Origin of the sequence: Salinigranum halophilum (assembly GCF_007004735.1) — an archaeon.
In the GTDB taxonomy this organism is placed as follows: Archaea; Halobacteriota; Halobacteria; order Halobacteriales; family Haloferacaceae; genus Salinigranum; species Salinigranum halophilum.
In genome coordinates this window covers 38,589-61,228 of the sequence record NZ_SSNL01000004.1, presented here as the reverse complement: position 1 = coordinate 61,228, position 22,640 = coordinate 38,589, and the positions used below count along the sequence as shown (strand labels likewise).

Here is a 22,640-nt window from a genome sequence, read left to right as displayed (position 1 = left end):
TTCTCGGACGGCGAGAATCACCCGGTATAGTTACTAAATTGACACGCGTACCGAGTACTGGTGACAGATGATGACGACAGCTCAGCACAAGGAGATAGTGCGTCGCTACGTCGAGGAGGTCTGGAACGAGAAAGACCTCGCCCTCGTCGATGAACTCTACGGCGAGGACTACGTCGGCCACTGGTACCTTCCCGGCGGCGCGGAGGCGACCCGCGCGGACCTCCGCGCCTTCATCGAGGCGGTCCACCGGGGCTTCCCGGACTTCGAGATGACCATCGAGTTCATGCTCGCCGAGGACGACCTCGTGACGGTCGGGTTCACCACCGAGGGGACCCACGAGGGTGAGTTCATGGGGTTCGAACCGACGGGTGGCGAGGAGACGACCGTCATCAGTGGGACGATGACTCATCGCTTCGAGGACGGCGTCATCGTCGAGACGTGGAGCAACTGGGACGCCCTCGGCCTGCTCCAGCTCATCGGCGCGCTCCCGACGGACCTCTCGACGGGCGTCACGGCGTGATGGGCGGGGCGCACGTCGATGCGGCGACCACCGACACGGTGGCGTCGTCTGCGGGCTCTTTCTTCGCGGCCCGAAGAGTCGAGACCAGTACGTGAGGCGTTCCGGGTTGCTCTGTCGTCCAGCCCTCCGTGGCCGCTTCGCTCGTCGCCGTCTGTTCCTCGTAGAAGTACGCTGGGAGGAGTTGAACAACTCGAATTCGGGCGCGTGCGGCGCTCTCGCGCCGATCACCCGAATTCTATCTACGCGGCTGTGAGCCGCGACCCCCGACCGACCCAGCGTTCCGACGATTTCGCGGTTCCGGCCTGCTCGCTTCGCTGCGCGGGCGGGCTTCCACGGGGTGAGAGTCCGTTCTCCCGTGCGAATCTACCGGCAAACCCACTGCAGAGTCACACGGGGACACGCGTTCCCGTCGAAGGGTCTGCACACTCACTCGGCCACCGGAAGTCGGATACCCAGACTCCTCGGCGGAAGCCTCACATCAGAGCGACCGTCGAGGCAGCGGTTGGCCGTCGTCTTGCGGCAGGAGCTCACGATGACAGACGATCTCCAGCCGATGACGCCACGAGAAGCGCACGATATGTACCTCAAAGCACGCGACATCGCCGACACGACTCGGCGGGCACACAGTCGCCGCATCCGCCGGCTCGTTCGGTGGTGCGAAGGAGAGGGAGAGATCGACAACACCAACGATCTCATCGGACGCGACGTCCACGTCTTCAAGATCGAGGAGTTCGCCGAGAAGGAGGACGGCACCGACTACTCGAAAGAGACGATCCGTTCCACGATGAACACGACACGCGTGTTCCTGCGCTGGTGTGAGTCCATCGACGCCGTCTCGCAGGGGCTGAGCGAGAAGGTGCAGTCGCCGTCACCAGAGAACACCCGCGACGAGACGGTCGACCGTACCCTCGCGGCGAACATCCTCGGCTACTTGGCGACGTACGAGTACGCCAGCTTCCGCCACTGCTACGTCCAGTTGCTCTGGCACGCAGGGCTCCGTCTCGGTGGACTCACGCACTCGACCTGAAGGACGTCCACCTCGACGACCTCTCCCTCGAAACCAGGCACCGACCCGACGAGGGAACGACGCTGAAGAACGACGAGGATGGCGAACGGCTCGTCAACATCTCGCAGAAGATCGCGCTGATCATGCCTCTGACGTAGAGTGACCGCGTTCCACGATTGTTCGGTACGATCGATTGGCCTCCTAACTGCTCACGCCCAGAAACGATGTCTCATTTGCGTGTACCGGGGCCGGTGTGTTATGTCTCTGTGACTCGAAAAGAGCGTATGCGTGAACTCGTCTTCGCCCTCGAATACGAACCGGGATGCAACGAGGTGGCAGACACCCTCGTCGACCACCCCGATGCCCGAGTCCGTTCGTTGTCGCTGCACGTCACTGCCGAGCGCCTCTGGCGGGTCGACCACGCCACCGGAACCACGGCCGCGCTCGACGCCATCGAGGACACCTTCCTCACCAGCGATTACTACGCCGACTGTCTGGCGACCGAGGACTGTGGTGCCACACAGACGACTCGCGTCCTCGACCGCACGGACGATACGCTCGTCCTCTACTCCGACTGGGTGCGCACTCCCACCTGCGCGTCCGTTCCCCACATCGCCCGTGACCATCTCGGTGACGGCGTGCTGTTCGAGACCCGTCACGAGGGCCGCCACTACACGTGGCGACTCATCCACTCCGGCGAGGGCAGCGTAACTGCGTTCTTCGACGACCTCGAGACGGCAGTCGGGGAGTGCGCAACGATGGAATTGCTCCGCACCGCTGACACGACGGCCTCGGCGGGGGGAGATGCCGGGATGCCGGGCAGTATGTCCCCCGAGCAAGAGGCCGCGCTCCGGGCTGCCGTCGAGCACGGCTACTACGAGTCACCACGCGATGTTGACGTCGGCGAACTGGCCGAGCATCTCGGCGTACCGCGGTCGACGCTCACCTACCGACTCCGGCGGGCCGAGGAATACTTGACGAAGCGGCACGTCGCGGGAGAATGGACGACAGAGGGGTCACCAGTATCGCTTTAGGTTGCTAGAAGCCGAACTCAACTCTCGTCCGATTCTGCTCGGAGGACTGGATACTGTTTATTCGGGACGCGTGAGACGGCGGGTTCATCCGTTGCTCGTCTTCGAGGAGGTGAGCTTCGACGACCACCCGTCGAACTGTTCGTCGCCGATTTCACCGCGTGCGTACTGTTCGCGGAGGAGTTCCATCGCTGATCCGATTTCCCGGGGCCGGATTTGTTCGTGAACAGATACACTGCACCGATTACGACCACGGCGATGACGAGCAGCCAGAGGAGTGGCCAGAGGAACCCGAATCCCCACATGCCGGAGTCTCTCATCCCCCATCCACCCATTCCACTGCCACCACCCCAGCACGGGCAAACGACGGACAGAATTGGAATATTCCAACCAAGGCTTATCGAACTGACGCACCTACCGTGACGTAATGACCGAGACCCCAGACGCGCCGGGAGAAGTGAGCAGAGATGGGCAACGCCGAGAGCTGTCCGTCCGCCTCACCGTCCCCGAGATGGACTGTCCGTCCTGCGCTCAGAAGGTCGACAAGAGCCTCCAGCGCGTCGACGGCATCGTCGACGCCACACTCCAGCCGACCACCGGCACGGCCACGGTCACCTACGACCCCGACCGCGTTACCGAGACTGATGTCGTTCGGGCCATCGAGAACGCGGGCTACGAGGTCATCAACCGTGGAGACGACGCCGAGGAGTCGTCGGACGGCGAGTTGGGGATTGCTCCTCCGTCGGAGATCTGGACGAGTCCGCGTGCGGTCAAGACGTGGATCGGCGCGGCGTTCGTCGTGTTCGGTCTCGTCTTCGAGTTCGTCCTCACCGGGCAGAATCCCGCCGTGGCGAGCGTTCTCGACTACCCCCTCCACCTCGCCGACGTCCTGTTCCTTAGCGCGACTACCGTCAGCGGCTATCCGGTCGTCCGAGGAGGGTACTACTCGGCCAAGAACCGCTCGCTCGACATCGACCTCCTGATGGGGACGGCCATCATCGCCGCGACCGGCATCGGCTACTTCGTCGAGGCCGCGACGCTGGCCGTCCTGTTCAGCGTCGCCGAACTGCTCGAAGACTACGCGATGGACAGGGCGCGTGACTCCCTGCGTGAGCTGATGGAACTGTCACCTGACGAGGCCACCGTCCGCCGTGACACCGGGGCGTCGGAGACGCCCCGAGCAGACGGCGAAGCCGTCGATGGGGACGAGGAGACCGTTCCCGCCGACGAGGTCGAGGTCGGTGAGACGGTCGTCGTCCGGCCCGGCGAGAAGATTCCGCTCGATGGCACTGTCGTGGAGGGCAGGAGTGCGGTCGACGAGTCCCCCATCACCGGCGAGAGCGTCCCAGTCGACAAGGGTGTCGGTGACGAGGTGTACGCCGGCAGCATCAACGAGGAGGGCTACCTCGAGTTCGAGGCCGACGCGCCCGCCTCGGAGTCGACGCTCTCACAGATCATCGAAATGGTGCAGGGCGCACAGGAGAAGAAGACCGAGAAAGAGCAGTTCGTCGACCGGTTCGCGGGCTACTACACACCCACAATCGTCGTCTTGGCGATCCTGACCGCCGCGCTTCCGCCGCTACTCATCAACGGCAGTGCCACGGTCAGTATCGCCGGGCTCTCGCACACGTTCAGTGGGGGCTGGCAGACGTGGTTCATTCGCGGGCTAACTCTACTCGTCATCGCCTGTCCCTGTGCCTTCGTCATCTCGACGCCCGTTTCCGTCGTCTCGGGGATTACCAGTGCCGCGAAGAACGGCGTCCTCATCAAAGGCGGCAACTATCTCGAAGCGATGGGCGACGTCGACGCTATCGCCCTCGACAAGACGGGGACGCTCACCAAGGGCGAACTCGCGGTCACGGACGTCGTGGCACTCGGCGGCGCGACGGACGAGGAGGTACTTCGCTACGCGGCTGCGCTCGAACAGCGGAGTGAACACCCAATCGCCGAGGCGATTCTCGCCCGCGCTGGAGAGACAAAACTCGGCGACGTGCCGAGCATCGAGGCGTTCGAGAGCATCACCGGAAAAGGAATCCGTGCGGATGTCGACGGAGAGACGTACTACGCGGGCAAGCCCACACTCTTCGAGGAGTTGGGCTTCGACCTGTCGCACGCTCATCTCCGGGCCGACGGCGGGATAGTCACCGAGCCCGCACACGAGCAGTGCGAGCGGGAGGACTGTACGGACATCGAGAGCGGCGCGATTGCGCAGTTCGAGGACGAGGGCAAGACGGTCGTGCTCGTCGGCACCCATAAAGAACTCGTCGGCATCGTTGCCATCGCCGACGAGGTGCGGCCGGCCGCCAAACAGGCGGTCGCACGGTTGCACGACCTCGGCGTCGAACACGTCGTGATGCTGACCGGCGACAACGAGGGAACGGCCCGTGCGATTGCCGAACAGGTCGGCGTTGACGAGTATCGGGCCGAGTTGCTGCCCGACGAGAAGGTCGATGCCGTGGAGATGTTGCAGGCGGAGTACGGCGAGGTAGCGATGGTCGGTGATGGCATCAACGACGCGCCGGCACTGGCGACCGCCGACGTCGGCATCGCGATGGGCGCGGCCGGGACGGATACCGCGCTCGAAACGGCGGATATCGCGCTGATGGCCGACGACATCGGCAAGCTACCGTACCTCTACGCGCTGTCGCACAAGGCGAACGGAGTGATTCGTCAGAACATCTGGACGAGTCTCGGTGTGAAGGCCCTGCTCGCGGTCGGTGTCCCACTGGGGCTGGTGAGCGTCGCGCTGGCGGTCGTCGTCGGTGATATGGGGATGAGTCTCGGTGTGACGGGCAACGCGATGCGGCTGTCGCGGATGAAGCCCGACCGCTTCTTCGACGCCTGAATCCGGCCTCCTCAACTCGAGGCAGTCTCGGTACTCTCGGTACTCTCGAAGACGTTCTCATGAATCATCCGGGGTCAAGACATGGGTATTCGCCCTGACGGTGTGTAAACAGCACCCTCGCCACTCTACTGACACATCGATGGAGACGTTACGCTACTTTCCTCACTCTGCTGTGCCTCTCACCTGAATCTGCCTCTCCAGCTCGTCGCATGCTCTGATTCACTCCCCGAGTTCTTGGAGCTTCTTTTGCACCTGTGCGTACACCTTTGGGTGTAGATTCATTCCCTCGTCCACGAGGTCGTACAGGACGTCGGTCGCCTCGTCCGCCGTCAACTCACCGTCCTTCGTACACTTGAGCAGTAGGGTCGTCACCCACCAGCACTCGACGCCGTGACTCCGAGCAACCTCGATCAGCCCTTTGTCGTTGGCGAGGAGGATCTCCTCGTCACCCTCTGCTAGCAGGATCACCGACGCGTCGGCCACCGCTATCCCCTCCATCGACGCTACTCTTCTGGCTGCCTCTGGAGATTCGTGAACCGTCACGTCCTCCAGAAACCTGTCGAGCGCCGCCGTCCCACGCTTTCCCTCGGTGAGGACTTCCTCCCGAACCTCCTCTGTCGTCCGAATCTCGTCAAACGCGGCCGAGACGAGGTCAAGACGGCCAACCCACGCAAGCGGGATCAACGCGGAGGAATCGACAACGACCATCAGATGCGGTCGAGGTCGCGTTCGAGGTCGTCAGTCGTGTATCCCACGTCGATTCCCTCCTCGGCGGCGAGCGTCAACATCTCGACGTAGGAGACGTCCGCAAGCTCCGCTGCCTTCCGCAACGTGATGGTGTGTTCTCGGAGCTGGTCGAGTGCTCGCTCCTTGCGCCAGTCGGAGAGGCCCTGTCGGATGAGTCGACGGAGTACTTCTGACCGGTCGGCACTCATCTCGTCCTCCAACTCGGCGAGTGCCCTCTCGTCGTCTTCCGGAATGCGCGTGGTGACCGTCTTCATCGTTACAATAGAGTGCGTTACGATACACAATAGGTGTAACGCACGTCCGCGCATACATTGGATTGCGAACTGAGCCCAGAACCTGATGATTCCGCACGACAACAGGCCCGAACGTGTCTCTCTCGACGCTAACATGCCTACTTGAGGAAGGCAACGAGTGACCAACGATCCGCCGATGTGAACGAGCGCGTTCGTACCGTGATGAAGCGGACGTACGACCCGCAGTCGGTCGCCACCACCGCCGAGCGCGTGCTGACCTCAGAGACGACCGCACGCAAGCATCTCGGCATCCTCACCGATGACGGAATCGTTGAGGCAGTCTCTCTCTCGCGGACACGCGCAGGACGTGGTACAACCGCGCTCCCCGCTCGGTCGTCCTCGAACGTGCGGGGCAGATACTCGACTCGGTCGGCGTCGAGACGCTGTTGGGACGCATCAGGTCGTGACGTTCGCGCGCGCCGAGTTGGACGGGCAACTCGTCGAGAAACATCTCGGGCCTGGACAGACCTCGTTCGACGACTACGAGGGATTCGACACTCCATCAGAGAGTGAGACGCCGGCCGGCGTTTTTATAGCTGGAGTCAGCACACTCCACTCGTCGCAAGACGACGGACACCCGCGCTTCCTGACGAGGCGGACTCACATCAGTCAGAATGCGATTGTTTAAAACGAACCCCTCGTCGTGTGGCAACTCACAATCGCCTGGAATAAGAGCGGGCCGGGAGGGAGTTGAACTGAGCCGGGACGTGCTCGCTCACGCCGTTCGCTGCGCGCGACTCGTCGAGTTCAACTCCTCCGTGGCGTTTTCACTGCTCACTTCGTTCGCAGCAAAAACGGGCCGGGAGGGAGTTGAACCCCCGACCGACGGATTAAGAGTCCGTCGCTCTCCCTGACTGAGCTACCGGCCCTCACACACACCTAACGGAGGTACATTAAAAGGCGTTTCCATTCGACTGGAGGGCGACAGGGCGTGACAGCCCGGGGACGGACGGCGGTGACACCGGAGACGAGCGCGCACAGCGTGCACGCATCACGGGAGACGGTCGAGGTATCCGGTGACGGGACGTCGCTCGGTCCGGCGGGTAAAGGGTGGATGTTAAGTGAAGCCCACCGAGTAGATGAGATACGAATGAGCACTGGGGTCACCGTCTCGTCGATGTCCACCTACGCCATTCTCGGGTGTGGAAGCGTAGGCCACGCGGTGGCGGAGGAACTCGCCGAGGAGGGCAAGCACGTTCTGATTCTCGACAAGGACGCGGACCGCGTCGAAGCGCTACGCGACCAGGACCTCAACGCCCAGCAGACGGACATCATGGACGCGTCCGTGAGCACGGCGGTCGAGGACCGCGACGTCATCCTCATCCTCGCGTCCGACGTCGAGGCGAACAAGGCGGCCGTCTCGACGATTCGCGACGCCGGTGGCGACCAGTTCATCGTCGTTCGCGCATCCGACCCGGTCTCGAAAGACGAACTCCTCGATCTGGGCGCGGACGTCGTCATCAACCCCTCGGAGGTCATCGCCGACTCCGCGCTCCGGGCGCTGGAGACCGGGGAGTTGGAGTACAAAGCGCGCCAGCTCGCGGACCTCCTGACGGGGACGGACGGCAAACTGGCCATCCTCACCCACGACAACCCCGACCCCGACTCCATCGCGAGCGCCGTTGCGCTGCAGGCGATTGCCGACGAGTACGACGTCGAAGCCGACATCGTCTACGACGGCGACATCGGGCACCAGGAGAACCGAGCGTTCGTCAACCTGCTCGGTATCGAACTCCTCCCGCGGTCGGAGACCGCCCTCGACGGCTACAGCGCCATCGCGCTCGTCGACCACATGAAATCGGGAGCGCTCGAACCCGACGTCGAGGTCGACATCTTCATCGACCACTTCGAACCCGACGAGGGCATCGACGCCGACTTCACCGACGTCCGCCCGAACGTCTCCTCGTCGTCGACCATCCTCACGAAGTACATCCAGGAGTTCGACCTCTCTCCCTCCGAGGCGGTCGCCACCGCGCTCCTCTACGGCATCCGCGCGGAGACGATGGACTTCAAGCGAGAGACCACGCCGGCAGACCTGACGGCCGCCGCCTACCTGTACCCCTTCGCGAACCACGACACGCTCGAACAGGTCGAGTCGCCGTCGATGTCGCCCGAGACGCTCGACGTGCTCGCGGAGGCCATCCAGAACCGCGACGTCCAGGGGAGCCACCTCGTCTCGAACGCCGGGTTCATCCGCGACCGCGAGGCGCTCACCCAGGCGGCACAACACCTCCTCAACCTCGAAGGCATCACCACGACCGCGGTCTTCGGTATCGCGGACGACAAGATCTACCTCGCCGCCCGCTCGAAGGACATCCGCATCAACATCGGCAACGCGCTCCAGGACGCCTTCACCGGCATCGGCGAGGCGGCCGGCCACTCCACGCAGGGCAGCGTCGAGATTCCACTCGGCATCTTCACCGGTATCGAAGGCGGCGACGGCAACCGCGACACGCTGCTGCAACTGACCGAGGAGGCGGTCCGCCGGAAGCTGTTCCAGGCACTGGGCGTGGACTCGACGAGCGAGAGCACGAACGGGTCCTGAGTCGGAGCGACCTCGTTCCGAACGCCAGACGGGCACACCGCTCGTCGACGTCGGTCCGTCCGAAAAAACGGGCTGTCGCGAGACGGCCTCAGGCGATAGCCTGCTCTTCTTCCTCGTTCTTGTACCGCTCGACGACGTCGTTGATGAGGATGACGTCGCCGACGGCGCGGACCCATCGGTAGGGAACCATCACGCCCTTTCCGGGGTCGATGCGGCCGTGGAACAGTTCGTCGTTGAGGTCCTGTAACGCGAGTTCGGTGACCGTCTGTCGCTCGAAGTCGAGGTGAACGTCACGCACTTCGCCGACGAACACACCGTTGTTCGAGTACACCTCGCGGCCGACTAGGTTCGTGATCTCCTGGGGCGTCCCATCCATACGCCACGCGACGATTCCCTCCCTCTTAATTACGTATCAGACGCGCGTCAGACGGTAGTCAGACCGGACGGAACGACACGGAACGAGCGGTACACGCCGAAGACCGCTCGGGACAGCGACCGTCGGTCGCCGTCGGCGTTCTCACCGGGCCGCCGCGCGACTCGGACCTGTTACCGTTCGGGCGCGACCAGTTCGACGGGGTGCTGTGACGGCCGCGCGAGCATCGAGTCGAGCTGTTCGAGACAGGAGGTACCCGAGGCGACGACGCGGCGTTCGCGCGTCTCTGCGGTCGAGAACTGCGCTTCGAGTTCGCTCCCGACGTCCATCGAGAGCTCGTAATACTCCGACTTGTAGCCGAACGAACCGGCCATCCCGCAGCACTCGACGTCTGAGGTCACGACGTCGTACCCGAGGCGGTCGAGGACCGCCTCGGTGTAGCCTTCGAGCCCGAGCGTCCGTTGCTGACAGTGTGAGTGGTACGCGACGCCCGGGTCGTCTGCGCCGGGGGCACAGAGCGCCGCGGGGTCGCCGTCGTTCTCCAGCAGCCCGTAGAGATACTCCATCACCTCGTAACTCGCCGCCGAGAGCCGCTCCTGTGACGTCGGCGCGAGGAACTTCTCGTACTCGCGGTCGAACATCGCCAGGTCCGAGGGTTCGACGACGACGATGTCGCGCTCGGCGTCGATGTGCTCCGCGAGCGCGCCGTAGAGCGCGTGGGCCTTCTCCTCGGCGGTCGCGAGCATCCCCTGCGAGAGCGGTGCCCGGCCGGACGACGGGACGTCGGGGACGCGGACGTGAACGCCGAGCGCCTCGAGCGCCCGTACCGCCGCCTTCCCCCGGTCGACCTGCACGTGGTTGGTGTACACGTCGGGGTAGACGACGGCCTCACGGTCGGCTTCGGTCGCCGAGACCCGCGGCCCTCGCGACTCGAACCAGTCGACGAACGTCTCGCGCTCGAACGACGGGAGGTCGCGGCGGGCGTCCACGCCGAGGGTCTTCTCCATCAGTCGCCGGGAGAGGTCGGTGGACGCGACCCAGTTCGACAGCGGGGCCAGGGCGCTGCCGACCGTGGCCATCGTCGAGAAGTTGCCGAAGAAGCGCTTCTGACGGTCGACGCCCTCCTCGGCGTCGGGAGTCAGCCCGTCCACGAGCCAGTCGAACTCGTGGTCGGTGCCACGGTTGATGCGGTCTCTGACGACCGTGTTGATCCACGGGATGTCGATGTTCACGGGGCAGGCGTCGACGCACCGCGAACAGCCCGTACAGAGGTCGTTGAACTCCGCCGCCGTGTCGAGGCCTTCGATACCGGCCTCCCAGCCGGTGGCGATGCCGCCCGAGTAGGTCTCGCCGCCGAAGGCGTGGCCGCCGACCGACTGGAAGTTCGCACAGACGTTCGAACACGCCGAACACCGGATGCAGTAGAGCGTCTCTCGCAACTCCTCGTCCTCGCGCATCGCCATGCGGCCGTTGTCGATGAGGACGAGGTGGAAGTCGCGGTCGGTCTCGCCGTCCGCAAGTGGCGTGTCGGCGTCGTCGAAATCGACGGTCGGCGACTCGACGGGCGGCGTGAGCAGCGAGATGTACGAAGTGATGTCCTGGCCGGTCCCCGACCGGCCGATGAGTTCGACGAACGGCGGGAGGTCCTCGACGCTCGGGACGACCTTCTCGACGCCTGCGACAGCGACGTGGGTGTCGGGGACCACGGCCGACTTCCGGGCGTTGCCCTCGCTCGTGACCAGGGCCAGCGTTCCCGTGTCCGCCGTGATGAAGTTCGCGCCGGTCATCCCGACGTCCGCCCCTTTGATGGCTTCGAGCAACTGCTCGCGGGCGAACATCGTGAGTTCCTCCGCCGTCTCGAGTTCCTCCTCGGGGGCGAACGTCTCGTTGAAGAGCTTCGCGATTCCCTCGCGGGACTTGTGGATAGCCGGGGCGACGATGTGTGAGGGGGCCTCGTCGGCGACCTGCAACACCCACTCGCCGAGGTCGGTCTCGACGACGTCGACGCCGTCGGCTTCGAGGAACTCGTTCACCTCGATCTCCTCGGAGGTCATCGACTTCGACTTTACGAGCCGGTCGGCTTCCTCGTCGCGGCAGACCTCCCGCACGTAGCGGTTGGCGTCCGCCGCGTCGTCGGCGATGTACACCGTCCCGCCGTTCGCCTCGACTGTCGCCTCGAGCTCGTCGAGGAGTTCGGGGAGACGGTCGATGGCGTCTTCTTTGATTTCGCGTGCGCGAGCGCGGAGGTCCTCGTACGAGTCGAGCTTCGAAACGGAGTCGTACCGACCCTGGTTGAAGCCGCGCGTGTTGGTCTTGACCGCGTCACCCTCTGTCTCGAGGAGGTGGCGGATGCGCTCGGCTTTCGCCTCGCGAGACTGACTACTCATCGAGCATCACCACGTGAACGTCTTTCGGCCCGTGTGCACCTCTCACCAGTTCACCCATGTCGGCCGTCGCACTCGGTCCGGTGGCGATGATCGCCGAGGAGTGGTCGCCGTCGCGGAACTCCCCGCCGATGAACTCGAACGCCTCGACCATCCCGGGAACCACGTCGTCGACGCGGAGCACCGCGACGTGGAGGTCGGGGAACAGAGAGACCGGCTCGGTACCCTCGGGCGTCGACGGGAGGAGGACGCTCCCGTACGCTGCGACTCCCAAGCCAGCGGCGGTGATACCCGTCGTCGCCGCGTCGAGTTCGCGCGGGGTCGGGTTCGTGTTCACCCAGTCGGGGAGCAAGACGTCGAGGGGAAGCGGCGTGCCGACCGCCGGTTCCGTCGCCACCTCCTGTAAGACGTCCGCGAACCCCTCGCGTGTCGTGTGCGTCCAGTCGACGTCGAGCCGGTCCAGTGAGGCCTCGAACGTCGTGACCGTGCCAGTTGCCATAGGGACCCTTACGAAAGAACGGTGAAATTTCTTTGGCTTCCTGCAGACGAGCTCCCCGAAACCACCCGTCTCGGCACGTCTCACCGGCCTGTGGGCGACCGCGCGCGACAACATCGTCGCGACGGGCGCGCCAGCGACTCGTCGACGCGATACGACAGAGTTACAGAAAGTGTAAAGCCCGATAGCGCGCCCTGAGTGCTTGTTTCGCGTTCTGATTTGCGATAGAAGATACTGTTCACACGTGGATACAGGTAAATTCACAGGTGTGTACGGGCCAATTCACACGAATACACTGGTCTGTACCATGGTACGTCTCGCCGGGTCACCACGCCGCTGGTGACGACCACCGAAGACAGATAGTCGATTGAATCGGCCTCTGACAGCTGTTTTTTCCACTACACTCGAGAGAATTCGGTCGCGCCATCGGCGTCGAAAAAGTTACTCGAAAATCGATATAATGAAAGAACCGGTAGGTATATGACGATGGCTTCCGGGGCTGACGACCATGCCACCTGGCATCACGAACGGGGCTGGCACGAGACGCACAGCACAGCAGGGTACACCGGACGGTCGGAGGTGGTGCGATGGTTAGTGCCGTCGACGCACTCGTCGCGCTCGCACCGCTCGCGACCATCGCGTTCTTGATGGTCGGGCGGTACTGGCCCGCGACGCGGGCGATGCCCGTCGCGTGGCTCGTCGCTGTCGGCGCGGGAGTCGTCGGCTGGGGGATGTCCGCGCGGTGGATCGCCGCCTCCTCCATCGTGGGCTTCATCACCGCCGCGAACATCCTCTACATCGTCTTCGGTGCCATCCTCCTCCTCTATACGCTCAAACGCACGGGGGCCTTCGACGCTATCAACCAGGGATTCGCCTCGGTGAGCGAGGACCGGCGCGTGCAGGTCGTCCTGCTCGTGTTCCTGATGGGTTCGTTCATCGAAGCCGCGGCCGGGTTCGGGACGCCGGCGGCCATCGTCGGTCCGCTTCTGGTGGGGCTCGGCTTCCCGCCGATGGCGGCGGTCGTCGTCGCGCTCACGGGTAACCTGATGGCGATTACGTTCGGTGCCGTCGGGACGCCGCTCATCATCGGGATGATCGACATCTTCGGCTCCGTCGAGAACATCCAGACCGCGGTCGTCGCGAACGGTCCGTACGCGAGCATCGCCGCGTGGGTCGGTGACATCGCCATGTGGGCAGCGACCTACCACGTCATCGTCGGCGTCGCGCTTCCCTTCATCGGCGTGGCGATGATGACGCGTTTCTTCGGCGAGGAGCGCTCTATCAAGCCCGCGCTCGAGGTCCTCCCGCTCACCCTGTTCGCGTGGGCCTCGTTCTCGGTCCCGTACTGGCTCACGGCCTACTTCCTCGGCCCGGAGTTCCCCGGTCTCATCGGGGCGATGGTGGGGCTGTTCATCACCGTGGGCGCGCTGAAGGCCGGCTTCTTCCACCCCGACGAGGAGTGGGACTTCGGCCCCCAGGAGCAGTGGCCCGACCACTGGATCGGTGACATCCAGCCCGGCGACGACGGTGTCGGCACCGGCGGCTCCCGCGAGGGGACCGTGGCGGCGGACGGCGGGCACGTCCAGATGCCGCTCTGGAAGGCGTGGATGCCGTACGCACTCGTCGCCGTGCTGCTGGTCGCGACCCGCGTCGTCGACCCGGTCAACGCATTCGTGACGAACGACGTCTTCACGCTCGCGTGGAACGACATCCTCGGGACGGGGCTGGGCGACAGCTTCGCGGTTCTGTATCTGCCCGGCGCGGTGTTCATCGCCGTCCACCTGCTGACCATCCCGCTGCACGGCATGCGTACCGACGAGATCACCGCGTCGTGGGCCGAGACGGTCGAGAAGGTGATGCCCGCGGTCGTCGCGCTGTTGTTCGCCGTGGCGACGGTCCAGATCATGCTCCAGTCGGGAACGGCGACGAACACCGATAGCATGCTCATCGTCCTCTCGGACGGCATGGCGTCGCTCGTCGGCAGTGCATACCCGTTCTTCGCCGCCTACGTCGGCGCGTTCGGCGCGTTCCTCGCGGGGTCGAACACCGTGTCGGACATCCTCTTCGGCACGTTCCAGTACGGCGTCGCCGACCAGATCGGGACGCCGCGGACGCTCATGCTCGGCGCGCAGGCCGTCGGTGGTGCCATCGGTAACCTCATCGCCATCCACAACGTCGTCGCGGCGCTGGCCGTCGTTGGCCTCGTCGGCGAGGAGGGCCGCGTCATCCGGCTGGAACTCATCCCGCTGGTGTACTACGGGACCGCCACTGGGCTGTTGACCCTGCTGTTCAGCTACGTCTTCTTCCCGGGGGTCTTCTGAGCGGCGCGGCTACCGTCTCCCCCCGTGTGTCACTCGCGGCGAATCGAACTCCGAAATCGACCCCGGACGGCGTAACCTCCGGATTTTATAATGGACGACTCAAAGGACTGATTATCGATGGCAAGCAACACGGATGACCTGGGGTCGCGGGCCGGCGACCCACTCGAAGGGGCGAACTTCGACTACGTCTCCGAGGACGTCGCTCGCCCGGCGCTCGTCGACGACCTCGAAGGACTAGTCGACGGCGACGTCCGCTTCGACTCGTACACCAGAGAGCTGTACGCGACAGACGCCTCGGCGTACGAACAGACGCCGATCGGCGTGGTGATGCCGCGGTCGACGGACGACGTCGCCGCAGTGATGCAGTACTGCGCTCGCCGCGAGATACCCGTCCTGCCGCGCGGCGGCGGGACGTCGCTGGCCGGACAGACGGTGAACGAGGCGGTCGTCCTCGACTTCCAGCAGCACATGGACGGCGTCGTCGACGTCGACCCCGACGCGGCGACCGCCCGGGCGCAGGCCGGGACCCGTCTCGGCGACCTCAACCGAGAGCTGGAGCCCCGCGGGTTGAAGTTCGCGCCCGACCCCGCCTGGGGCGACAAGAGCGCGCTCGGTGGTGCCATCGGCAACAACTCGACCGGCGCGCACTCGCTGCAGTACGGCAAGACCGACTACTACCTCGAATCGTGCGAGGCGGTCCTCGCCGACGGCAGCGTCGAACGCTTCGGCGAGATGGCGGTCGACGAACTCCGCGCACGGGCCGACCCAGACAGCGACGAGATACTCCCGCGGGTGTACGCGCAGGTCGTCCGTATCCTCGACGAGGAGAGCGAGGAGGTCGAAGCGAAGTACCCCGAACTGAAGCGGAACGTCTCGGGGTACAACCTCGACATGCTCGTCGACGAGGCCGAGGGGCGACGGCGGACGCCCGACAACAAGGGGACCGACCCCGACTCCGAACCCGGCACGGTCAACCTCGCCCGCCTGCTCGCCGGGAGCGAGGGGACGCTGGCCATCGTCACCGAGGCGACCGTCTCGCTCGAACCCATCCCGAACACGGCCTCCGTCGCCCTCCTCACCTACGACAGCGTCATCGACGCGATGGAGGACGTCGCGCCCATCCTCGAACACGACCCGGCCGCCGTCGAGGTGATGGACGACGTGCTCCTCGACCTCGCGAGGGAGACCGCGGAGTTCCGCGACGTCGTCGGCCTCCTCCCGACGGGGACGGACGCGGTCTTACTCGTGGAGTTTTACGCCGAGGACGACGACCACGGGAGACAGCAGGTCGCCGACCTCATCGCCGACCGCGTTCCCGACGGCGACAGCCGGGTCGAGCCGTCCGAGGGGGCCGCCGAGACGACCGAGAAGCCGCACACGGCCGTCGGGTCGATGGAGGCCCACGACGCGGACACGCGCGCGAAGTTCTGGAAGATGCGCAAGTCCGGTCTACCGATCCTCCTCGGCCGGACGACGGACGCGAAACACATCGCGTACATCGAGGACACCGCCATCCCGGCGGAGAACCTCCCGGATTACGTGGCCGACTTCCAGGACATCCTCGACGAACACGACACCTTCGCGAGCTACTACGCGCACGCCGGCCCCGGCGTGTTGCACATCCGCCCGCTCGTCAACACCAAGACCGTGGAGGGACTCGAGACGTTCGAGGCCATCGCCGACGAGGTGACCGACCTCGTCGTGAAGTACGGGGGGTCGGTGTCGGGCGAGCACGGCGACGGCCGCGCGCGGACCCAGTGGAACCGCAAGCTGTACGGCGACCACCTCTGGAACGTCTTCCGCGACCTGAAGTCCGCGTACGACCCTGACTGGCTGTTGAACCCCGGGAACATCTGCGGCGACCACGACATGACCGAACACCTCCGGTTCGGCCCGGACTACGAGTTCGACGCGGGGTTCGAGCCGACTCTCAACTGGGACAACGACAACGGCTTCCAGGGGATGGCCGAACTCTGTCACGGCTGTGCGGGCTGTCGCGGGCCGCAGGAGACGACCGGCGGCGTGATGTGTCCGACCTACCGCGCGGCGGAAGAGGAGATTCAGTCCACCCGCGGACGGGCGAACATGCTCCGACAGGCGATGTCGGGCGCGTTCGACGAGGACGAGATGTTCTCCGACGAGTTCGTCCACGAGGTGCTCGACCTCTGTATCGGCTGTAAGGGCTGTACGAAGGACTGCCCCTCGGAGGTGGACATGGCGAAGATGAAAGCCGAGGTCACCCACGAGTACCACCAGCGCCACGGCTCGAGCCTGCGCGACAAGGTGTTCGCCAACATCGACCGCCTCTCCAGCGTGGGCAGTTCGCTCGCCCCGGTCTCGAACCTCGCGACGAAGCTCCCCGGTTCGGGGTGGGTCATGGAGAAGACGCTGGGCATCGCCTCCGAGCGCTCGCTCCCCCCGTTCGCTTCCGAGTCCCTGGCGGCGTGGTTCGAAAAGCGCGGCGGGTCGACCGTCGACGAGTCGGAGGCGGTCCGCCGGGCCCTGCTCTTCCCGGACACGTACACGAACTACAACCACCCCGAGGCGGGGAAGGCCGCCGTCCGGGCGCTCGAAGCCGCCGGCGTCCACGTCGACATCCCGGACGACGTCGCCGGGAGCGGCCGACCGCCGCACTCGAAGGGGTTCCTCGACAAGGCGCGGGCCGAGGCCGAACAGAACGTCGAGGCGCTCACCCCTCGTCTCGAAGCGGGGTGGGACGTCGTCGTCGTCGAACCCTCCGACGCCGTCATGTTCCAGTCGGACTACCTCGACCTGCTCTCGGGGCCCGACGTGCAGCGGTTCGCCGCGAACAGCTACGGCGTGATGGAGTACGTCGACACGTTCGACCTCTTCGGAGACCGTGAGTTCCGCCCGCGAGACGAGGTACTCACCTACCACGGCCACTGCCACCAGAAGTCGACCAACAAGGACCACCACACGGTCTCGGTGCTCGGGCAGGTGGGGTACGAGGTCGACCCGCTCGACTCGACCTGCTGTGGGATGGCCGGCTCGTTCGGCTACGAGGCCGAACACTACTCGATGTCGAAGGCCATCGCCTCCATCCTCTACGACCAGGTCGACGCGAGCCCCGGGGAGACCGTCGTCGCCCCCGGCGCATCCTGTCGCTCCCAACTCGAAGACCACGAGGGCGAGGAGCCGCCACACCCCGTCGAGAAACTGGCGGCCGTCGTGGCCTGAGCGGTGGCCGACGACGGTGACGGGAACGGGGACGGCGACACCGACACCGGCGGGGTCGGTCGGCGGCCGGTACGCCGCGGGAGCGTCGATATCCACACCCGCGACGGCGACGCCGTCCACCACGACGAGGCGGCCGTCCGATACGGGGACGCGGCGTTCGTCGTCAGCCGCGACGGGTCGTTCGCGCCCGAGCGGACGGAGCGCTACCCGAAGACGGACGTCGCGTGGATTCAGGTCCGGCACCCACGCCGGTAATCAGAACAGCCGCGTCCGCTCGACGTGTTCGAACCGGGTCGCGCCGTCGACGACCCCGGCGATACCGTCGGCGAGCGCCGTGGTGTCGACGCCGTGGAGACGAACGCTCCACGCCGGTGCGTCACCACGCGTCTGAACCGAGAGTTTCGGTCGGGTGAACCGACTGCCGTCGTTCAGCGTGACGCAGTCGACCGTCTCCCAGGGGAGCCACGTCGTCGTGTCCGCGACGGCGAGGAGCCCGTCGAGACCGTGTTCGTCGTACACGTCGTCGAGGGCGGCCGCCCGTCGGGTGTGTTTGCCCCGCGAGAGGTCGAACAGCGGGGTGAACGCGCCGCAGTCGAGGACGTAACAGCCCGTCGGCTCGAAGACGAACTCGAACAGCTGGAGCGGGACCGACCCGGCCATGCCGTAGTGGACGCGGACGCGACCCGTGTGTGACGCAGCCTCAGTCATGCTGGCTCCGTCGCGTGGCCGCGCGGAAGAAGAGGACACCGCCGGCGATGAACAGGAAGCCACCGACGGGACTCACCTCGGCGACGACGAACGCGCCGACGGCGATGCCGGCGACCGCGATGGCGACGACGAACGTCACCGCCTCGACTCCGGTGCTCCGGCGGTCGAGTTCGGCGAGGTACGTGGTGCACATCAGCGTCAGTGCGACGACGAACACGGGTGTCCGAACCCATGCGGGGCCGAGTGCCCGCGAGAGGACGACGGCGCTCAGCCCGCCGAGATAGATCACGTACCGGTGGTCGTCGAGGACGGCGAACAGGCGGTCGACGGTGTCGCTCGTCGAGCCTTGCGGTCTCACGACAGCCACCCGCGGTCGACGTCGGCCGCCTCCCGTGCCGTGTCCGTCCCGTCACGCTTCGCACGGAGGGTCACGGCGACCGTGTACGCCTGCACGACGAGGTAGCTGAGCCAGAGGACGTAGCCGGCGGGGCCGCTTCCGACGATTCCGGGTGCCGTCTCGAAGGCGACGACACCGAAGTCGCGGGCGAGGGTTCGCCCGATGAGGAGCGTGCTGAAGTAGCCGAAGAAGCCGGTCGCCCACCACATCGCCACGACGCGAATCCAGCCCGGCTGGAGGTGCGGGGGGAGTCGGGTGGTGTTGATGACGAGCGTGAGCGCGATGTACGGCCACATCATCACGCCCGACATCGCGGCACCGACGACGAGGAGGAAGAAGGGCTGGTCGAACGGGAGGAGGATGATGACCACACCCCAGAGCGTGAACGCCGTGAGCGTGACGAGAAAGATCGTCGGGAGCGACCAGCCGGCCTGTCGGCCGTGGGTCTCGTAGACGATGTCTGCGCTGTTGCGGACGAACGACTCGACGATGGCGTACTCGGTGGTAAAGAGCGCGACGAACAGCACGAGGGGAACCAGCACCTGTCCCGTCCCCGATAGCTGCGGGACGACCACGGTGAGCCACATGTCGATGCCCGCCGCGTCACTGCCGGAGGCGAACTCCGCGGCCACGGTCATCAGCATCGTCGCCACGACGAGCAACCCGACGACGAACGTGAGGAGGTGTTCGAGCTGGATGACGCGCCACCAGCCACGCCAGCGGAGGAGGTTCTCCTCCGTCGGCTCGAAGGTGAACCCGTCCTCTTGAATCGGTTCGGGGTCGTCGCCGATGAGCGGGTTCTTCAGTCGGCCCTGGTAGTTGCCCATGCCGTACCCCTTCTCGCGGACCCACAGCGACTGTGAGAGGTTGAGATAGCCGCCCGCACCGGCGAACGCGAGGCCGCCGAGGAACACGGCGAGGTCGGTCCCCGCGGGGATGGTACCGATGGCCACCGCGCCGGCCGGCAGGTTGGCGAGTTGGCCGGTCGACCCCGTCACGACGGCGAGGGTGACCGCGCCGAGGATGGAGACGACGACGAGGACGAACTGTGCGCCCTCGACGACGTTGTACATGACCGGCGAGAGCTGGTAGGAGAGGAAGATGAGGACCATGAGCCCGATGCCCAGTGGCTGCCAGTCGGCGAGGCCGAAGGCCCACGAGCCGACCTGTGCGGCGCTGGCCGCCCAGCCGGGCCACCCGAGGCTCACGAACCCCGCGAGGAGGAAGAAGAGCGGCCAGAAGCGGCTCACGCGGTCGAACGCGCGGAAGACGCTCTCGCCGGTGGCGACGGTCCACCGCTGGAGCTCCGTGTTGACGAAGAACTGCGTGAGGACGCCGATCCAGAACGCCCAGTACAGCGCCCAGCCGCCCTGGGCGATGAGGACGGGCCAAAAGAGTGTCTCCCCGCTGCCGAGGCTGGCCCCGAGCATGATAGCCGAGGGGCCGACGACGTGGCTGAGTTTCGGGACGCGCGGGAGGTCGAGCAGCTTGAACGACCCGCCCTCGCCGCGCTCGGGGTAGGCGTCGGTGTCCGAGGCGTCGACGAGGTCGTCGTACGGCATCGGCATGTACGACGTGCCGCGGTACTGGCGGCCCTCGACCTCCGAGGCGTAGACGTCAGGCTCGGCGTCGTCGGCAGCGTCGGAGGGCGACTCTCCTGGATTCATACGAGGTACCGTCGGCAGTCACTTCGCGACACCTCAACCGGGCGAGGCGAGCGATATAAATCTGTACGTCTCTCTCGTGCCGACTCAGTCGCCGCCGAGGTAGTGCCAGATGTGGCCGCGCTCTTTCGGGGGGTCGACTCCGGGGAGTTCGCGCAGGGCGGGCTGGATGGCGTTCCACCACCCCTCCGCGGACTCGAACTCCGCGCGGTGGTCGGGGAAGACGTCGCGCAGGAAGTCGGCCTTCTTCGCCTCGGGGTGTTCGCTCAGGTAGTCGTACGCCGCGAGGAGCGCCTGTCGCCGGCGTTCGAGAATCTTCCCGGAGCCCGGGAGTTCGACGTCGTTGGCCGCGTCGGTGACGGCCGGCCGGCGCGTCGCGTCGGGAGCGGTCGACGTGTCTTCGATGGGAACCCACCAGACGCGACTGCGCGCGCCGACCTTCCGCGTGCGGACGATGCCCTGCTCTGTGAGTTCGCCGAGCTTGTTGTGCGCCGTCCGCCGCGAACAGTCGAGCGCGTCGGCGACGTCACCGGCCGTCACGGGACGGGCGCGGTCCTCGCGGGCCTCGAACACCGCGAGCGCCTCCTGTGCCGGGATGCGGTCGGCGAACTGACCGTGTTCGTTTCGCTCGCGCGTGTCGGACTCGACCATCGCTTACGTGTACTGGTGTCTCCGGTCATAAACCTATGTCGACGTGTGTAGTGGTATTCCGGTTCGTGTCAGCGGCTGGAACTCCAAGCAGTCGTGCGGACGACCGTCGGAGGTCGCACACCGGGCGAACGGGGGGTGGCACCGACCTGTCATCCGCCAGTCCGTTCGGCTGTGAAAAACGTATTCTGTATTCATATATAAATAAAAGTTGTTTTTATATATGTGAATTCACCTTCTGAAATCGGGCACAGGGGGTGAGGTAAAGTCCCCATGCATCCATCGTCCATATGCCGGGGTGCCTCTGACGCGTCGACCACCGGAATCACCCGGCTTCCGGACGGACGGACGTCCGAACGGTCGACAGTCCCGAACGCGAGGGCGATGCCCACGTCCTCGCGTTCGTGGGGGGGGAGAGAAGAAACGTCGGAGAGCGACTGGTTCTCGGTGCTGAGTCACGGCGAGTCGACGGAACCGATAGTGGTTCTGATGGTCCGCTCGACGGCCTCTCCGTCGACGCTCGACAGATGCGAGCGACAGTCACAGTCCGACGAGCCGAAGCCGTCCAGCGGCCCGGCGGGGAGTCGCCGTGCGAGCACACACTCCAGGTCGACGTCGGGCAGGAGGTAGGCGACGACGAACGACGTCTCGGGACGCGTGGTGAGCGCGTCGACGTGCCAGTGGACCGTCCCCGACGCCTCGTCGAGCTTGCGGCGGTGGCGTTCGGCACGGCCGAACCCTCCCGCACCGAACGCGCTCCCCACGTACGCGTACTCGCCCGCCGGAAGCTCGTGCGTGCCGAGTGCGCCCACCTCGACGGAGGTGGGTGTCGCGAGGTCGAAGACCAAGACGTAGGTCCCGCCGCTCGCGGGGTCGTCGACGACGTGTTCGAGGTCGTCGTCGGGCCCGTAGCGGACGACCCGCGGCGTCTCGTCGGCGTGGTCGTCGGACCCACACATCTCAGGCGAGCGTCGCGGCCTCGTCGACGGCGCGCGACGCGAGCGCGTCGAACAGCGCCGCCGCCTCGTCGGCGAGCGGGTAGACGTCGTGGTAGTCGTCGGGGTCGCGTCCGCGCCCGCTCGCGAGGCCGACAGCCCGCGCGATATCGTCGTATCTGTCTCGGACGAGAGAGCTGACGAGGCCGGGCGTCCCGGCGCGCTCGGCCAGTTCCTCGGCCGCCGAACGCCCGGCGTACACCCGGTTGCGGCGGCGGTCGACGAGCACCATCGAGAAGGGCGTTTCGCCGAACTGCGCGCGGAGGACGTCCTGTGCCTCCTCGTCGTACCACGAGACGGCTCCGATCTTTCGGAGGCGACGGAGCGCGCGGGCCGCGACGGAACAGTAGGGGCACTCCCCGTCGTACACGAGGACAGCGTCGTACTCGACCATGGTCGCGCTAGGGACGAGGTGATGAAAACCCTGCCGTCGAGAGTGACCAGAACCGTTAGGACACACGCCCCCTCA

At 65.7% G+C, this 22,640-nt stretch carries 20 protein-coding genes and 1 tRNA gene; 9 read left to right on the top strand and 12 right to left on the bottom strand.

Going from position 1 to position 22,640, the window contains the following annotated elements; translation table 11 throughout:
* Nucleotides 1-67 precede the first annotated feature (67 nt).
* The 4 genes from E6N53_RS08915 to E6N53_RS08900 all read left to right on the top strand — a co-directional run bounded on the left by E6N53_RS08915 (nucleotide 68) and on the right by E6N53_RS08900 (nucleotide 5,402).
* The gene (locus tag E6N53_RS08915) at nucleotides 68-520 is read left to right on the top strand and encodes an ester cyclase (RefSeq protein ID WP_142858591.1); all 453 of its coding nucleotides are present in this window, start codon (nucleotides 68-70) and stop codon (nucleotides 518-520) included.
* Between the two features lie 577 nt (nucleotides 521-1,097).
* Nucleotides 1,098-1,547: a hypothetical protein gene (locus E6N53_RS08910; protein ID WP_161596536.1), complete on the top strand. Its 450-nt coding sequence runs from the start codon at nucleotides 1,098-1,100 to the stop codon at nucleotides 1,545-1,547.
* A 263-nt stretch (nucleotides 1,548-1,810) separates the two neighbouring features.
* On the top strand, nucleotides 1,811-2,560 hold the full coding sequence (locus E6N53_RS08905; RefSeq protein WP_142858587.1) for a helix-turn-helix domain-containing protein: 750 nt from the start codon (nucleotides 1,811-1,813) through the stop codon (nucleotides 2,558-2,560).
* Between the two features lie 424 nt (nucleotides 2,561-2,984).
* Nucleotides 2,985-5,402 carry a heavy metal translocating P-type ATPase gene (locus E6N53_RS08900; protein ID WP_142858585.1) on the top strand — a complete coding sequence of 806 codons (2,418 nt, stop codon included), beginning with the start codon at nucleotides 2,985-2,987 and terminating at the stop codon, nucleotides 5,400-5,402.
* A gap of 219 nt (nucleotides 5,403-5,621) precedes the next feature.
* Here the strand turns inward: E6N53_RS08900 and E6N53_RS08895 are convergent, their stop codons facing one another.
* Together E6N53_RS08895 and E6N53_RS08890 are read right to left on the bottom strand one after the other, a co-directional pair.
* Nucleotides 5,622-6,110: a PIN domain-containing protein gene (locus E6N53_RS08895; RefSeq protein WP_142858583.1), complete on the bottom strand. Its 489-nt coding sequence runs from the start codon at nucleotides 6,108-6,110 to the stop codon at nucleotides 5,622-5,624.
* On the bottom strand, nucleotides 6,110-6,403 hold the full coding sequence (locus E6N53_RS08890) for a UPF0175 family protein (RefSeq protein WP_142858581.1): 294 nt from the start codon (nucleotides 6,401-6,403) through the stop codon (nucleotides 6,110-6,112). Before E6N53_RS08890 ends, E6N53_RS08895 begins: the two co-directional genes overlap by 1 nt.
* 177 nt (nucleotides 6,404-6,580) lie before the next feature.
* Between E6N53_RS08890 and E6N53_RS21730 the strand changes: the two genes are divergently transcribed.
* On the top strand, nucleotides 6,581-6,955 hold the full coding sequence (locus E6N53_RS21730) for a DUF7342 family protein (RefSeq protein ID WP_449421034.1): 375 nt from the start codon (nucleotides 6,581-6,583) through the stop codon (nucleotides 6,953-6,955).
* 282 nt (nucleotides 6,956-7,237) lie between these two features.
* On the opposite strand, the gene E6N53_RS08885 is transcribed toward E6N53_RS21730, so the two are convergent.
* Nucleotides 7,238-7,311: transfer RNA gene (locus E6N53_RS08885), tRNA-Lys, on the bottom strand.
* Between the two features lie 221 nt (nucleotides 7,312-7,532).
* Between E6N53_RS08885 and E6N53_RS08880 the strand changes: the two genes are divergently transcribed.
* The gene (locus tag E6N53_RS08880) at nucleotides 7,533-8,987 is read left to right on the top strand and encodes a DHH family phosphoesterase (RefSeq protein WP_136590002.1); all 1,455 of its coding nucleotides are present in this window, start codon (nucleotides 7,533-7,535) and stop codon (nucleotides 8,985-8,987) included.
* 88 nt (nucleotides 8,988-9,075) lie between these two features.
* Here E6N53_RS08880 and E6N53_RS08875 read toward each other — a convergent pair whose 3' ends face one another.
* From E6N53_RS08875 to E6N53_RS08865, 3 genes are all read right to left on the bottom strand, one after another.
* Nucleotides 9,076-9,363, bottom strand: a complete 288-nt coding sequence (locus E6N53_RS08875; protein WP_136590001.1) for a PRC-barrel domain-containing protein — start codon at nucleotides 9,361-9,363, stop codon at nucleotides 9,076-9,078.
* A 170-nt stretch (nucleotides 9,364-9,533) separates the two neighbouring features.
* Nucleotides 9,534-11,747 (bottom strand): LUD domain-containing protein, encoded by a 2,214-nt coding sequence (locus E6N53_RS08870; RefSeq protein WP_142858579.1) that lies wholly within the window; start codon nucleotides 11,745-11,747, stop codon nucleotides 9,534-9,536.
* On the bottom strand, nucleotides 11,740-12,243 hold the full coding sequence (locus E6N53_RS08865; RefSeq protein WP_142858577.1) for an LUD domain-containing protein: 504 nt from the start codon (nucleotides 12,241-12,243) through the stop codon (nucleotides 11,740-11,742). The genes E6N53_RS08870 and E6N53_RS08865 overlap by 8 nt, the downstream gene beginning before the upstream one ends.
* A 584-nt stretch (nucleotides 12,244-12,827) precedes the next feature.
* On the opposite strand from E6N53_RS08865, the gene E6N53_RS08860 reads away from it, so the two are divergent.
* From E6N53_RS08860 to E6N53_RS08850, 3 genes are all read left to right on the top strand, one after another.
* Nucleotides 12,828-14,561, top strand: a complete 1,734-nt coding sequence (locus E6N53_RS08860) for an L-lactate permease (protein WP_142858575.1) — start codon at nucleotides 12,828-12,830, stop codon at nucleotides 14,559-14,561.
* 117 nt (nucleotides 14,562-14,678) lie between these two features.
* Nucleotides 14,679-17,759 carry an FAD-binding and (Fe-S)-binding domain-containing protein gene (locus E6N53_RS08855; RefSeq protein WP_142858573.1) on the top strand — a complete coding sequence of 1,027 codons (3,081 nt, stop codon included), beginning with the start codon at nucleotides 14,679-14,681 and terminating at the stop codon, nucleotides 17,757-17,759.
* Between the two features lie 3 nt (nucleotides 17,760-17,762).
* Entirely contained in the window at nucleotides 17,763-18,014 is a 252-nt protein-coding gene (locus E6N53_RS08850) for a hypothetical protein (RefSeq protein WP_142858571.1), read from the top strand.
* Here E6N53_RS08850 and E6N53_RS08845 read toward each other — a convergent pair whose 3' ends face one another.
* From E6N53_RS08845 to E6N53_RS08820, 6 genes are all read right to left on the bottom strand, one after another.
* Nucleotides 18,015-18,467 carry a hypothetical protein gene (locus E6N53_RS08845; RefSeq protein ID WP_142858569.1) on the bottom strand — a complete coding sequence of 151 codons (453 nt, stop codon included), beginning with the start codon at nucleotides 18,465-18,467 and terminating at the stop codon, nucleotides 18,015-18,017.
* Nucleotides 18,460-18,825 carry a hypothetical protein gene (locus E6N53_RS08840; RefSeq protein WP_142858567.1) on the bottom strand — a complete coding sequence of 122 codons (366 nt, stop codon included), beginning with the start codon at nucleotides 18,823-18,825 and terminating at the stop codon, nucleotides 18,460-18,462. Before E6N53_RS08840 ends, E6N53_RS08845 begins: the two co-directional genes overlap by 8 nt.
* Complete coding sequence (locus E6N53_RS08835) at nucleotides 18,822-20,531, bottom strand: Nramp family divalent metal transporter (RefSeq protein WP_142858565.1); 1,710 nt, start codon at nucleotides 20,529-20,531, stop codon at nucleotides 18,822-18,824. Before E6N53_RS08835 ends, E6N53_RS08840 begins: the two co-directional genes overlap by 4 nt.
* 84 nt (nucleotides 20,532-20,615) lie before the next feature.
* A complete protein-coding gene (locus E6N53_RS08830) occupies nucleotides 20,616-21,179 on the bottom strand; it encodes a winged helix-turn-helix domain-containing protein (RefSeq protein ID WP_136589992.1) in 564 nt (187 codons plus the stop codon).
* Nucleotides 21,180-21,631: 452 nt separating this feature from the next.
* Nucleotides 21,632-22,135 (bottom strand): GIY-YIG nuclease family protein, encoded by a 504-nt coding sequence (locus E6N53_RS08825; RefSeq protein ID WP_142858563.1) that lies wholly within the window; start codon nucleotides 22,133-22,135, stop codon nucleotides 21,632-21,634.
* A gap of 1 nt (nucleotide 22,136) precedes the next feature.
* Nucleotides 22,137-22,565 carry a DCC1-like thiol-disulfide oxidoreductase family protein gene (locus E6N53_RS08820; protein ID WP_136601964.1) on the bottom strand — a complete coding sequence of 143 codons (429 nt, stop codon included), beginning with the start codon at nucleotides 22,563-22,565 and terminating at the stop codon, nucleotides 22,137-22,139.
* Nucleotides 22,566-22,640 lie beyond the last annotated feature (75 nt).

Bases quoted from the DNA above. Each gene is read 5' to 3' on its own strand.
- E6N53_RS08860 (WP_142858575.1), top strand. From the start codon at position 12,828: ATGGTTAGTGCCGTCGACGCACTCGTCGCGCTCGCACCGCTCGCGACC.
- E6N53_RS08910 (WP_161596536.1), top strand. From the start codon at position 1,098: ATGTACCTCAAAGCACGCGACATCGCCGACACGACTCGGCGGGCACAC.
- E6N53_RS08880 (WP_136590002.1), top strand. From the start codon at position 7,533: ATGAGCACTGGGGTCACCGTCTCGTCGATGTCCACCTACGCCATTCTC.
- E6N53_RS08830 (WP_136589992.1), bottom strand. From the start codon at position 21,179: ATGGTCGAGTCCGACACGCGCGAGCGAAACGAACACGGTCAGTTCGCC.
- E6N53_RS08870 (WP_142858579.1), bottom strand. From the start codon at position 11,747: ATGAGTAGTCAGTCTCGCGAGGCGAAAGCCGAGCGCATCCGCCACCTC.
- E6N53_RS08825 (WP_142858563.1), bottom strand. From the start codon at position 22,135: ATGTGTGGGTCCGACGACCACGCCGACGAGACGCCGCGGGTCGTCCGC.
- E6N53_RS08835 (WP_142858565.1), bottom strand. From the start codon at position 20,531: ATGAATCCAGGAGAGTCGCCCTCCGACGCTGCCGACGACGCCGAGCCT.
- E6N53_RS08845 (WP_142858569.1), bottom strand. From the start codon at position 18,467: ATGACTGAGGCTGCGTCACACACGGGTCGCGTCCGCGTCCACTACGGC.
- E6N53_RS08875 (WP_136590001.1), bottom strand. From the start codon at position 9,363: ATGGATGGGACGCCCCAGGAGATCACGAACCTAGTCGGCCGCGAGGTG.
- E6N53_RS08895 (WP_142858583.1), bottom strand. From the start codon at position 6,110: ATGGTCGTTGTCGATTCCTCCGCGTTGATCCCGCTTGCGTGGGTTGGC.
- E6N53_RS08820 (WP_136601964.1), bottom strand. From the start codon at position 22,565: ATGGTCGAGTACGACGCTGTCCTCGTGTACGACGGGGAGTGCCCCTAC.
- E6N53_RS08890 (WP_142858581.1), bottom strand. From the start codon at position 6,403: ATGAAGACGGTCACCACGCGCATTCCGGAAGACGACGAGAGGGCACTC.
- E6N53_RS08900 (WP_142858585.1), top strand. From the start codon at position 2,985: ATGACCGAGACCCCAGACGCGCCGGGAGAAGTGAGCAGAGATGGGCAA.
- E6N53_RS08865 (WP_142858577.1), bottom strand. From the start codon at position 12,243: ATGGCAACTGGCACGGTCACGACGTTCGAGGCCTCACTGGACCGGCTC.
- E6N53_RS08905 (WP_142858587.1), top strand. From the start codon at position 1,811: ATGCGTGAACTCGTCTTCGCCCTCGAATACGAACCGGGATGCAACGAG.
- E6N53_RS08855 (WP_142858573.1), top strand. From the start codon at position 14,679: ATGGCAAGCAACACGGATGACCTGGGGTCGCGGGCCGGCGACCCACTC.
- E6N53_RS08915 (WP_142858591.1), top strand. From the start codon at position 68: ATGATGACGACAGCTCAGCACAAGGAGATAGTGCGTCGCTACGTCGAG.